This is a genomic window from Collinsella sp. SGI.095 (assembly GCF_050314535.1).
Lineage (GTDB): Bacteria > Actinomycetota > Coriobacteriia > Coriobacteriales > Coriobacteriaceae > Collinsella.
In genome coordinates this window covers 1-12,510 of sequence record NZ_JBNPNG010000029.1, presented here as the reverse complement: position 1 = coordinate 12,510, position 12,510 = coordinate 1, and the positions used below count along the sequence as shown (strand labels likewise).

The following is a 12,510-nucleotide window of genomic DNA, read 5'->3' as shown; positions in this document are numbered from 1 at the left end:
CGAAAACCCGCCAGAACGGCAATCTCTTGACAACCAAAGAAATGCCGATGTTTTGCCAGCGACAGCGAGCGGGTCGCATTTGAGGCAAGGTGACGTGAAACGAAAGGGCGCTGACCTTCTGGTCGCGCCCTTGAAGTTGAACGTCAGATTGTCCAAATGCGGCCCGCGCAGCGTCGAGCAGTTACGCGGTTCGTAGAACCGCGTAACTAACAAATGAGCATGGCGTCGCCAAAGCTGAAGAAGCGGTAGCGCTGCTCGATAGCGGCGGCATAGGCATCCATGATCTGATCGCGGGTGGCAAGTGCGCTCACGAGCATCATGAGTGTGGAGCGCGGAACATGGAAGTTAGTGATCAGCGCGTCGACCACGTGATAGGTCGAGCCGGGCATGAGGTAGAGCTGCGTCGTCGCGTTCTCGCGCGCCACGATGTCACCACGGCCGAGCGTGTCGGCCCCGTCCTTACGGCCCTCAAAATAGCGCGCTGTCACAGCCGGATCGGACACCGGCGCGTCCGCGTCAAACGCACTCTCGAGCGAGCGGACTGCGGTGGTACCGACAGCAATCACGCGATGCCCCTCGGCCTTAGCCTTATGCACGGCGTCGACAACCTCCTGCGACACGTGATAGCGCTCGGTGTGCATCACGTGCTGCGTGGGGTCGTCCTCCTCCACCAGACGGAAGGTATCGATGCCCACCTCGAGCTCGACGGCGGCAAACTTCGCACCCTTGGCCTCGATAGCCGCCATGAGCTCGGGAGTAAAGTGCAGGCCCGCCGTGGGAGCGGCAGCTGAGTGCTCCTCCTTCATGGCGTAGACGGTCTGGTACTTCTCGGGATCGCCCTCGTAATCGGTAATGTAGGGCGGCAGCGGCACGTGGCCGGCAGCATGGATGGCCTCATCGAGCGTGCGCGGGTCGCCGGCGGCATTGCAACCGGCTGGCTCAAAACGCACCAGGCGGCCGCCGCGGCTATCGGTGACAAAGTCGACGACCTCGGCCGTCAGCACCACGGGCGCGCCCTCGGGCGCATGGGCGCCACCGGCGCGATACTCAATTTGAGCGCCGGGCTTTAGGCGCTTGCCCGGCTTGACCAGGCACTCCCAAACGTGACCCAGAGGATCCACGTCCTCGCGGCGCTTGAGCAGCAGCGTTTCGACCACGCCGCCCGAGCCTGTCTTGCGGCCAATCAGGCGGGCCGGCATCACGCGCGTCTGGTTGATGACGAGCACGTCGCCCGGCTCGATATAGTCGATGATGTCGCGGAAGATGCGGTGCTCGACGGTGCCGCCATGCTCCAGTGGCGTTCCCGCCTGGGAGCCCTTGCGATCCACCACCAGCAGGCGGCAGGAGTCGCGCGGCTCGGCAGGAGCCTGGGCAATCAGTTCCTCAGGAAGGTTGTAGTCAAAATCATCGGTACGCATAGACACGTCGAATACTCCTTATATAGCTAAAATCCGCTCTACATCCTAGCAGGCTGCCAGCCCAAAAGAACTACTTTTTGGCGGCTTTGCGCTCGTCGCGGATGCGGGCGCGGTCCATGGCCGCCTCGACGGCCGAGAAGCGGCAACCACAGTAGTTCTGCCGATACATGCCCAGCTCGCGCGAACGGCGTGTCGCCTCGGGATAATACGGGCGAAAATCGCGAATGACCGGGGCGAGCCCATGTGCCGCCGCCAAGCGCTCAAGCACGTCATTGCAGGTGTCGAACAACTGATACGGCGAGACGGCGAGCGTCGTGCCCACAAACTCAAACCCGCGCTCCTGGGCCACACGGCATGCCTCGGCAAGACGCAGGGCATAGCACGCGCGACAGCGACGGGGTCGATCGGCGCCCAGCGGGGCCACGCCGGCCTCCCAGCGCTCGCGGTCCTCCCCCGCCTCGATGAGCTCGATGTCGCCATCGGCACACCACTGGCGCAGCTCGTCCAAACGCCGCTGCCATTCATCGCGCGGCTGAATATTGGGGTTGGTCCAGCAAATCGTGGGCTCAAACCCCTCCTCACGCAGCAGACGAACCGGCTCCAGCGAGCACGGCGCACAGCACGCATGCAGCAGCAGCGGCTTCATGGACATCTCCTCCCAATCTTTGCCCAGGGTAGTCTTTTTGGGACGGGGCTATTTTGACTACTTTTAACGTCAAGCAGTCAAAAATACCCATCTCCAAAAAGTAGTCAAAATAGCCCCGTCCCAAAAAGACTACTGACCAAAAAAGCGCACGCCAAAGGACGTGTCCTCGCAGGCGACAATGCGGCGGTCGCGCAAAATGGTCCGCACGTAGTACCAGTCGCCCACACAGCCCGACAAATGCAAGCCGGCCGCCAGGTAGCACAGCAGTGGATAGCCCGAAAACGCAAACCCCAGGGTAAACGCTGTCGTCACGACAACCGTCGGCGCCAGACAAACTGCCATGTACCGCCGGCGCGAATACACAACGCCCTCGGCGCAGGCGTAAATCATGCACGTCTCGAGGTTCGCCCCAAAGGTAACCTGCGCGCCCGCAGGAGCCAGCAGCTTAAAGAACACGCCGTGCACCAACTCGTGCACGGCAAATGACGCCGCCGAAACCGCAGCCAAGCCGACTATCCAGCCCAAGACAGCCGTCCAGCCACCCGCGTCAGCCGCATCCAGATCCGCGGGACCACCCAGCAGCATAAACACCGGCACCAGGCACACGGCAAATGCGCCAAGCACGGCCATCCCCCACACAAAGCAAGCGTGCAGGAAATCCTCGTCTTCAAACGCATGTATGTTGGAAATCTCATTCATAGCATCTTAGGATAGCGCCCCTGCCACGTACCCGTCCGCATGTGCGATAATGTCGAACGATATGCACGAATTGACCACCGCGTCGCCGAGCCCCGCGCCCGGCTGCGCTCTCACCATATGCGAAGGAGTCCCATGGCATCCAAATACTCCATGAACGACCGTCCCAGCTGGCCTCGCCGCGCCATCGTTACCGCCGGCGAGCCCTATGGCAACAAGGGTCTTCACTTTGGCCACGTTGGCGGCGTCTTTGTCCCGGCCGACTTCTTCGCCCGCTTCCTGCGCGACCGCCTGGGCCGCGAGAACGTCATCTTCACCTCGGGCACCGACTGCTACGGCTCGCCCATCATGGAGAGCTACCGCAAGCTCAAGGAAAACGAGGGCTACGACAAGTCCATTAGCGAGTATGTCGAGTCCAATCACTCCCGCCAGGCCGCGACCCTCAACAACTACAACATCAGCTGCGATATCTACGGCGGCTCGGGCCTTGAGCCGGCGGCGCAGATTCACAACAAGGTGACCGCCGAGATTATCGAGCGCCTGCACGAGCAGGGCACCATCTCCAAGCGCTCTACCCTGCAGTTCTACGACGCCAAGGCCGGCACGTTCCTCAACGGTCGCCAGGTCATCGGCCGCTGCCCCATCCAAGGCTGCAAGTCCGAGAAGGCTTATGCCGACGAGTGCGACCTGGGCCACCAGTTTGAGCCCGAGGAGCTCATCGCGCCCAAGAGCCAGCTCACCGGCGAGGTGCCCGAGCTGCGCCCGGTCGACAACCTCTACTTCGACCTGCCGGCCTACCTCGACTTTATGAAGACCTACACCGCCAAGCTCGCCCAGAACCCGCAGGTTCGCTCCGTGGTCTCCAAGACCATGGAGGAGTGGCTGCTGCCGGCACAGCTCTACATCCAGAACAAGTTCCGCGAGGCCTTCGACGCCGTCGAGGACCAGCTCCCCGAGCACACCGTGCTGGAGCCCGAGGGCAACAAGAGCAGTTTTACCGTCACCTTCCCCAGCTGGAAGGAGCGCGACGACGCCCACGCGGTGCTCGCCAACGGCGGCGTGCGCTTCCGTAGCGGCAAGGCGCTCGTGCCCTTCCGCATCACCGGCAACATCGACTGGGGCGTTCCGGTGCCCGAGGTCGATGGCGTCTCCGACGTCACCTGCTGGTGCTGGCCCGAGAGCCTGTGGGCGCCCATCAGCTACACCCGCACCGTGCTCGCCCGCGACGCCCGCGCCGCCGGCGTGACCGAGGGCGTCGCCGCCCAGGATGCCGCCCTCATGGGCGAGCCCGCCGCCGATTCCACGCAGGTCCCCACGCCCACCTACCAGCACAGCTCGCTCGACTGGCGCGACTGGTGGTGCTCGGACGACGCACAGATCTACCAGTTTATCGGTCAGGACAACATCTACTTCTACTGCATCGCGCAGACCGCCATGTGGGAGGCCCTGGGTTGGAACCTCACGCAGAGCACCGTCAGCGCCTGCTATCACCTGCTCTACATGGGCAAAAAGGCAAGCTCGTCCTCGCAGACGCCTCCCCCGCCGGCAGACGACCTGCTCAACCACTACACCTGCGAGCAGATGCGTGCGCATTGGCTGTCGCTCGGCCTGTCCGAGAAGCCGGTGAGCTTTAGCCCCAAGGCATACGACACGCGTGTGACCGGCAAGGACAAGGACGGCAACGAGGTGCGCGCCTGCGACGACAAGCGCGTTATCGACCCGGCCCTTAAGGAGAGCGCGCTTTTGACCGGCGTGTTCAACCGCCTGGCCCGCAGCTGCTTCTACGGCGTCGCCGTCAAGGAGGGCGACGAGAGCCCCTACCGCAACGGCTGCATCCCCGCCGGTGCCGCCTCCGCCACCGTGGTCGAAGCCGCCCAGCAGGCAGCTCTCGCCTTTGAGCAGGCCATGTACAAGTTCGAGACGCACCGCGCGCTCGCCGTGTGCGACGACTACCTGCGTGCCGCCAACAAGCGCTGGAGCGACGCCTCCAAGGCTGCCAACAAGCTCGAGGGTAGCGAGGCAAACGCCGCAATGACGCAGGCACTGGTCGACGCCTTTACCGAGCTGCGCGTGGCGACCGTGCTCACGCACGGCATCGTCCCGGCCGGCTGCGAGCTCATCTGCGAGTACTTCGACGTTGACCCGGTCACCTTCTTTAGCTGGGATAACATCTTTGCCTCCACGGATGAGTTTGTGGAGAGCCTGGGCGAGAAGCCCGGCGAGCACCGCGTAAAGCCGCTGCCCCCGCGCTTCGACTTCTTCAGCAAGCACGAGAGCCAGTACTAGACAAACGCCAAGGCAGACTAGTCAATTTGGGACGGGGCTATTTTAGCTACCCCGTCCCAAATTTAACTGCAACGCCTGCCGAAACGGACGGGCAGCTAAAATAGCCCCGTCCCAAATTGACTACTTTTAATGGAATGGGAAGGAAAGACGGATGTCCAAGCCGCGTCGTCGTAAGCAGAAAAAGCAGGTTAAGCCCGAGCTCAAGCTTAGGCAGTTTGCCGCTACCGAGCTTTCCGACCAGCTTGCCGCCCAACACTCCGCCGCCGACCTGCCGCGCTTTCTGGTCGACACGGTCGCCGGCGCCTATGCGCCTGCCGATGCCGAGCTCATGATCGAGGGCTTTGGCGCCGCAGCCAAGCGACCGGTCACGCTGCGTGCCAACACGCTCAAGGCGACCGCCGAGGACATCGCCGCCGCGCTCGACGCAGCCGGCATCGCCCACCAAACCGTTGCCTGGTACCCGGACGCTTTCATCCTGCCCGAGGCCCAGGTATCCGATCTGTGGGATCTCGACATCTACCGCAACGGCATGATCTACCTGCAGAGCCTGTCGTCCATGATGCCTCCTTTGGTGCTGGGCGCTCAGGCCGGCGAGGATATCCTGGACATGTGCGCGGCCCCCGGCGGCAAGACGACGCAGGTCGCCGCCCTTACCCGGGGACAGGCGCACCTCACCGCCTGCGAGATGAGCATTCCCCGCGCCGAAAAGCTCGAGGCCAACTTGGGCCGCCAGGGCGCCAAAAACGTGCCCGTCATGCGCATCGACGCACGCGAGCTCGACGAGTTCTTCCGCTTTGACCGCATCCTGCTCGACGCCCCCTGCACCGGCACGGGCACCGTCATCAGCGGCAACGAGAAAAGCCTGCGCGGCCTGACCGAGCAGCTGCTCTGCAAGTGCGCCCGCTCGCAGCGCGCGCTTCTGGACCGCGCCATGGGCGCCCTCAAGCCAGGCGGCACGCTCGTCTATTCCACTTGTTCGATCTTGCCGCAGGAAAACGAGGACGCCCTGCAAGAGGCCCTCGACAAACACATGGACTGCGAGCTCATCCCCCTCGACGGCACGCCAAGCGAAAGCGAAGCGCGTCGCGCCCAGGATGCCGGCGACAAGCCGCATATCGAGTTCAACGCCCTCACCGAGGCCATCGCCACCGGCCACGTCTCGACCGTCGCCAACGGCATGCCCGGCACGCTGACCATCCCGCCCAGCCGCGACTTTGAGGGCTTCTACATCACTCTGATCCGAAAACGCAGCTAGCGCACGGACCAACTCAACAAGCTATCTCCGTACGCGCTTGTCCTGCTGGTCACGGTGCTGCTTAAGTGCCTCGCGTTCCTTGCGCTCGGCCTTTTTGCCCTTAATGGCCGTAACCACAAAGTAGATGACCGCGGCGGCTACGATTGCGCCCACGCATAGGCCAATCGAGCTCAATATCGTCGTGATTTCCATACCGCGCCACCTCTCTTATAAACGGGACATTTAAGATAGCACCTCGATTCCCGCCACCACAGCTCCTTCACGTTCGCGGCCCTTCAGTCTAACGGATGGCGCGGCGGGGAAAAATCAACTCGTCAAACGTTTTAGCAACGTAGCGCCGGTCGCACGCTGCCGACCGCACATTATAGAAACGGACCGCAATGGATTCTCTCAACGATTTGAACGAGCGTGTTGACGCTTTTGTCGCCACCAGCTCCTTCGACACGCCCGCCGCGACGACCGACCAAGCCCCCATCGATGTTCCCGCCGAGGTTCACGAGGACATCGTCGCCTCGGTCGATTTCTCAGAGGTTGAGCTTGCGGACGAATTTACCGAGCCCCAGGTGGCCGTAACCCCCGGCGGCCTCTTGCCCATGGAGCCGCTGCCCATCGATGGGCGCCTGCGCAAGGCGGCCCTCCGCATGCCCGATGAGATCGAGGAGGCCAGCGGCTTTACGCTCTTTGGACGTCGCATCAAATCGCTCATCTACACCACCGACGTGGCGGTCATCCGCAACTCCAATGCCGACGCCGTGTTTGCCGTCTACCCCTTCACGCCGCAGCCCGCCATTACGCAGGCGCTGCTGACTGTTGCCGAGTGCCCGGTCTTTGTGGGCGTTGGCGGCGGTACCACCACCGGTAAGCGCTCCGTGCAGATGGCGGCAGTCTCCGAGATGCAGGGCGCGGCGGGCTGCGTGGTCAACTCCCCCGCTACCGCCGAGATGGTCGAGCACATCACCAACATCGCCGACATCCCCGTCATCGCCACGGTCGTTCGCTGCGATGACGATGCCCACGCCAAGGTGCGCGCCGGGGCCAAGATCCTCAACATCGCCGCCGGCAAAAACACACCCCAGGTCCTACGCGAGCTGCGAGAGCACTATCCCAGCCTGCCGCTCATCGCACCGGGTGGCAAGACGCCCGAGAGCATCCGCGAAACCATCGCCGCCGGCGCCAACGCTATCATCTGGACGCCGCCTTCGGCCCAGCAGCTGCAAACCGACATGATGGAGCGCTACCGCAAGATGAAGGAAGACGCCACGCCTGTCATCTCGCGCGACGATGTGCCCATTATCGACCAGGTCGCCGCCGCCGAGGTCAGCCAGGTCGAGAACATGAACCCCGACGTGCCGATTCCCGACGAGGTCATCGAACGCGTCGCCTCGATCCACGATCATATCGAGGAGCGTCGTGCCAACCGCGGACTCAAGCCCTCGCTACACGGTTTCTTCTTCCGCGGAAAGAAACGCTAGCAAAACATCTTGGCCCGCCCCGCAAACAACGGGACGGGCCTTTTTCTGTTATCAAATGTCAGGAGGACAGGCGTAGCCGTTAAAACCGTCAGCCAGCCCACAAACGTTAGTCCACGCGCTTGTCGCCCATAAAGAAGAGCGCCACCGTACCAGGTCCGGTATGCGAGCCAATCAGAGTACCGATGTCATTAATCTCAATCTTGCCTTTAAGCTGCGGAACCTGTTCCTCGATCAGCGCCGCAACTGCCTCGGCATCCCCGCGACACGCCGAGTGCGACATGATGCACTTACCCGAATAATCCGCACCGCCCTGCACGTGTGCCATCATGGTCTTAGCCATCTCGGAAATAGCACGCTTCTTGGTGCGAATCTTCTCACGCGGCGCCAGCTCACCTTCGCAATCGACCGTCATAAGCGGGCAAATCTTGAGCGCCGTGCCGATGATCGCGCTCGCGGCCGAAATGCGACCGCCGCGCAGGTAGCTCGACAGATCGGTCGAGAAGAACCAGTGGTGCAGGTTGAGTTTATGCTCCTCAATCCAAGCGGCCGTCTCGTCGAGCGAAGCGCCGCCATCGCGAACGTCGGCGGCACATTCCGCCAGCAGGCCAAGGCCCGAAGACGCCGCCAGCGAATCGATGACGCGCACCTTGCCGCCCTGGGGATAGCGATCCGCGAGCATCTGCGCCGCAACGCAGGCCGATCCATACGTGCCCGAAATACCCGACGACAACGTCAGGTGCAGCACGTCTTTACCCTCGGCAACAAACGGCTCCCAAAACTCCTCGTACTCACCCACGCTCACCTGAGACGTCTTGGGCATGGCGCCCGCGGCAATCTGAGCAAAAAACTTGTCCGGCGTAATCGACTGATACAGATCGTCCGTATAGACAACATCGTCGATCTCGTAATGAAAACACACGACAGGAATATTGCGCGACGCAAAGAACTCACGGGTTCGATCGGCGGCGGATTCACAGGTCAGGACAAAATCACTCATATGAGGCTCCTTACTCATTGCTGCGCAAATTATCGCACAGCAAGCGGGAATACGGTACAAATGTCCGTTATTTACCAAATTGAACCAAAGGTAGTGAACATCTTTACCGTCATCATCTCTAGCGATCCCGGAGGTATGCGCCTGCAAAAACGACCCTACGTCTCCACTCAACCGCCATATCTACCTCGACTAAATCGATTTAGCAAACCGTTCGGCCAACAATTCAATCTCCTAACCCCAATTGAAACAAAAGCGGCGCATACTGATAAACGTTTGACGCTGTTTATCAGTTTTACCAACCACATCGGAAGGTGTTTCATGGTCGCATTCGATCGCAATCCGCAAGACTTCAAGTATCTGCGCCTGCTGTCGAGACAGTTCCCCACCGAGCAATCCGCATTCACCGAGATCATCAACCTCTCGGCCATCCTCAACCTACCCAAGGGCACCGAGCATTTTATGAGCGATGTGCATGGCGAGTACGAAGCCTTTATGCACATCCTCAACAACTGCTCGGGCGTCGTGCGCGAGCATGTCGACGAAATCTTTGGCGACACGCTCTCCTTTAACGAAAAGGGCGAGCTGTGCACGCTCATCTACTACCCGCGCGAGAAGATCGATCTGGTCCGCAGCCGGCACGAGGACTCGCCCACCTGGTACAAGACCATGCTCAACCAGCTCATTGTGGTTGCCCGCTCGCTTTCGAGCCGCTACACCCGCTCCAAGGTACGTAAGGCCATCCCGCGCGATTACGCCTACATCATCGACGAGCTGCTGCACACGCATCCGGACGAGAACAACTACCGCGTGCGTTATCACGAGCGCATTATCGAATCCATCTTGGAGACCGCCAGCGCCGACGACTTTATCGAGTCGCTCGCCTCGCTCATCAAGCGCCTCGCCGTCGACCACCTGCACTTGGTGGGCGACATCTTCGACCGCGGCGGCGGCGCGGCCAAGATTATGGACCGCCTGCTCACCTATCATTCGCTCGATATTCAGTGGGGCAACCACGATCTGTTGTGGATGGGCGCCGCTGCCGGCGAGCCCGCCTGCATCGCCACGGTGCTACGCAACAACCTGCGCTACGACAACTACGAGATTCTCGAGAACGACTACGGCATCTCGCTGCGCGAGCTTGTCGCCTTTGCCAACGCCACCTATACCGCCGGCGAGCCCATCAGCCCGCTCATCAAAGCCATCAACGTTCTGCTCTTTAAGCTCGAGGGCCAGATTATCCAGCGCCACCCCGAGTTCGACATGGCCGACCGTCTTCTGCTCGACAAGGTCGATCACGACGCCGGCACGGTCACCCTCGCCGACGGCAGCGTGTGGCCGCTCACGACTAACGACTTCCCCACCGTCGATCCAGCGGACCCCTACACGCTCACGCCCGAGGAACAGCACATCATAGACAAGCTCGTGTCCGAGTTTGTCACCGCCGATCATCTGCATCGCCACATCGATTTCCTCTATACCCACGGCTCCATGTATAAGGTCGCCAACGGCAATCTGCTGTTCCACGGCTGCGTACCGCTCAACGAAGACGGCACCTTTAGCAGCATGAACTGCCTGGGTACCTGGCACGCCGGCCGCGATTATTTTGATTTTTGCGACTATATCGCCCGCCGCGCCTGGCGCGTCGGCGACCGCGATGCCCTCGACTGGATGTGGTACCTGTGGATCGGCTTTAACTCGCCTGCCAGCGGACGCGTGGTGCGCACCTTCGAGCGCGCCTACATTGCCGACAAGAGCACGTGGGTCGAGCCGATGGACCCGTACTACACGCTCACCACGTCCTCGTCCGTTTGCGACGACATCATGCGGGAGTTTGGCGTCGCCCCCATGGCTTGCTCGCCGACGGGCCATATCATCAACGGCCATACGCCCGTCAAGACCACCAAGGGCGAGCAGCCCATCCGCGCCAACGGAAAGTTGCTGGTCATCGACGGCGGTTTCTGTCGCGCCTACCACCCCAAAACGGGCATCGCCGGTTACACGCTCATCTCGAGCTCGCGCGGATGCCGCCTCAAGTCGCACCAGGCCTTTACCAGCGTTGCCGAGGCGCTCACCCGCAACATCGATATCGAGAGCGAGACCAACCGCTTTGACGAGGCCGACCGGCGCCGCATGGTGAGCGACACCGATACCGGCGTCAAGATTCGAAGTCAGATCCAAGACCTGCGCCAACTCCTCGATGCATATAGAAACGGTGCTATCGAGGAGCGCGCCTAGCCCCGCCTGCGGGGATTGGTTAAACTTGCTGGGTTTGTCATCCCCGCGGCGCCCCGGCGCCACCCTAAGGCAGGTACCATGCAAAAGCTCCTTGCGCAGATCATAAAGTTTGGCGTCGTCGGCGTCGTTGCCACCGTCATCGACTTTGGCATCATGAATCTGCTCCACTACGGCCTGGGCCTCAACATCTTGATCGCCAACACCAGCGGTTTTATCGTCTCGCTCATCTTTAACTACGTCGCGAGCATGAAGTACGTGTTTGCACACAAGGAGGGCATGAGCCGCCGCCGCGAGTTCATCATCTTTGTCGTGCTATCCGTTATTGGCCTGGCGCTCAACGACGGCATCGTGCTTGCCCTCAACGCCGGCCTGGGCCTCGAGGCCAATATCGCCAAGATTTGCGCTACCGCACTCGTCATGGTCTACAACTTTGTAACGCGAAAGATCTTCCTAGAGGGCGAGCAGGCCAAATAGGTCGGCCTCCTCGTTGCACCACGGGGACCTGCGGATGACGCGCGTCGAGCGCAGCGTTGCCTGAGCCTTGCTCGTTTACGGGCAAATTTGCAGCGTTTGCGGATTACCTCTTGAATATTTGGCGAGTTCGTATAGTTCTTGCCAAAGACCTTACGTTTGCCATGCAAAAGCTCTAAAGTATCTCGTTGCTCGATTCATCAACGCATTGGATGTGATTACGTGCGCAACGCGCTGGCACAACCTCATACCAAGCAGTTCCTCAAGTTCGCTGTCGTGGGTCTTATCTCCTTTGGCGTCGACTGGGGCATGCTTATTGCGCTCGTCGAGCTGTTCCACCTCGACTTTTTGATGAGCACGACGGTCTCGTTTACCACGTCCGTCGTGGTTAACTACTGGCTCAGCATGAAGTACGTGTTCGACCATCGCGAGGGCATGAGCCGTAAGCGCGAGTTCACGATCTTTACCATCCTGTCGGTGATCGGTCTGGGCCTCAACGACCTGTACATGTTTGTGGGCGTCACGTTTTTGAGCATCGGCTACCAGGCCATGAAGGCCATCGCCACGTTCCTGGTCACCTGGTACAACTACTTTAGCCGTCGCTTTTTCCTCGAAGGCGCACGGTCGTAGTCAGCCAAACATACCCTTGCATTCGCAACCGGTTGGAATTCACGTTCCAACCGGTTTTTTGTTTGCAGAGTCTGCCGAGGAAGGCGGGCTACGGTGCATGAATGGGACGCAGTTTCCCCATGAACGCCGTTCCGGAAAGTGTATCCCAAATTGCAGCCTCAGAATGGGATGCAGCTTCCGCAACGCCGTCCTAGCGGAAACTGTGTCCCGGAATCAGTCAACAGAACGGGACGCAGTTTCCAGATGAGCCCCCATGCGGAAAGTCCATCCCGGAATGAGCCCCCAGAGCGGGACACGCTTTCCGAAACCCGCCCCATCGGGAAACCGTATCCCGGTCTGAGCGTGGATTCCGGGACGCAGTTTCCCGCGGACGCCGATACGGAAAGCGCATCCCGTTATCGATG

Annotated in this window: 12 protein-coding genes; 7 read left to right on the top strand and 5 right to left on the bottom strand. The window is 61.1% G+C overall.

Features of this window, described 5'->3' with window-relative positions:
* Positions 1-196, top strand: a 196-nt coding sequence (locus ACQRCA_RS08035; protein WP_427719829.1) for a hypothetical protein, incomplete at its 5' end; no start/stop codon positions are given.
* Between the two features lie 10 nt (positions 197-206).
* Here the strand turns inward: ACQRCA_RS08035 and queA are convergent.
* From queA to ACQRCA_RS08020, 3 genes are all read right to left on the bottom strand, one after another.
* Positions 207-1,418, bottom strand: coding sequence for a tRNA preQ1(34) S-adenosylmethionine ribosyltransferase-isomerase QueA (gene queA / locus ACQRCA_RS08030; protein ID WP_427719830.1), 1,212 nt, complete (start codon positions 1,416-1,418; stop codon positions 207-209).
* Positions 1,419-1,488: 70 nt separating this feature from the next.
* A complete protein-coding gene (locus ACQRCA_RS08025) occupies positions 1,489-2,064 on the bottom strand; it encodes an epoxyqueuosine reductase QueH (protein ID WP_427719828.1) in 576 nt (191 codons plus the stop codon).
* Positions 2,065-2,193: 129 nt separating this feature from the next.
* Positions 2,194-2,763, bottom strand: coding sequence for a DUF3267 domain-containing protein (locus ACQRCA_RS08020; RefSeq protein WP_427719827.1), 570 nt, complete (start codon positions 2,761-2,763; stop codon positions 2,194-2,196).
* Positions 2,764-2,895: 132 nt separating this feature from the next.
* Here ACQRCA_RS08020 and ACQRCA_RS08015 point away from each other — a divergent pair, with 132 nt between their 5' ends.
* Positions 2,896-5,046, top strand: a complete 2,151-nt coding sequence (locus ACQRCA_RS08015; RefSeq protein WP_427719826.1) for a methionine--tRNA ligase — start codon at positions 2,896-2,898, stop codon at positions 5,044-5,046.
* A 151-nt stretch (positions 5,047-5,197) separates the two neighbouring features.
* Positions 5,198-6,301 (top strand): RsmB/NOP family class I SAM-dependent RNA methyltransferase, encoded by a 1,104-nt coding sequence (locus ACQRCA_RS08010; RefSeq protein WP_427719825.1) that lies wholly within the window; start codon positions 5,198-5,200, stop codon positions 6,299-6,301.
* Positions 6,302-6,322: 21 nt separating this feature from the next.
* On the opposite strand, the gene ACQRCA_RS08005 is transcribed toward ACQRCA_RS08010, so the two are convergent.
* Complete coding sequence (locus ACQRCA_RS08005) at positions 6,323-6,493, bottom strand: hypothetical protein (protein ID WP_427719824.1); 171 nt, start codon at positions 6,491-6,493, stop codon at positions 6,323-6,325.
* A 188-nt stretch (positions 6,494-6,681) separates the two neighbouring features.
* Here ACQRCA_RS08005 and ACQRCA_RS08000 point away from each other — a divergent pair, with 188 nt between their 5' ends.
* Entirely contained in the window at positions 6,682-7,773 is a 1,092-nt protein-coding gene (locus ACQRCA_RS08000; protein WP_427719823.1) for a hypothetical protein, read from the top strand.
* A 106-nt stretch (positions 7,774-7,879) separates the two neighbouring features.
* On the opposite strand, the gene ACQRCA_RS07995 is transcribed toward ACQRCA_RS08000, so the two are convergent.
* A complete protein-coding gene (locus ACQRCA_RS07995) occupies positions 7,880-8,770 on the bottom strand; it encodes a DegV family protein (RefSeq protein WP_427719822.1) in 891 nt (296 codons plus the stop codon).
* A 318-nt stretch (positions 8,771-9,088) separates the two neighbouring features.
* Here ACQRCA_RS07995 and ACQRCA_RS07990 point away from each other — a divergent pair, with 318 nt between their 5' ends.
* The 3 genes from ACQRCA_RS07990 to ACQRCA_RS07980 all read left to right on the top strand — a co-directional run bounded on the left by ACQRCA_RS07990 (position 9,089) and on the right by ACQRCA_RS07980 (position 12,106).
* Positions 9,089-11,005 (top strand): fructose-1,6-bisphosphatase, encoded by a 1,917-nt coding sequence (locus ACQRCA_RS07990; RefSeq protein WP_427719821.1) that lies wholly within the window; start codon positions 9,089-9,091, stop codon positions 11,003-11,005.
* A 78-nt stretch (positions 11,006-11,083) separates the two neighbouring features.
* The gene (locus ACQRCA_RS07985; RefSeq protein WP_427719820.1) at positions 11,084-11,479 is read left to right on the top strand and encodes a GtrA family protein; all 396 of its coding nucleotides are present in this window, start codon (positions 11,084-11,086) and stop codon (positions 11,477-11,479) included.
* 219 nt (positions 11,480-11,698) lie between these two features.
* Complete coding sequence (locus ACQRCA_RS07980; RefSeq protein ID WP_370450581.1) at positions 11,699-12,106, top strand: GtrA family protein; 408 nt, start codon at positions 11,699-11,701, stop codon at positions 12,104-12,106.
* Positions 12,107-12,510 lie beyond the last annotated feature (404 nt).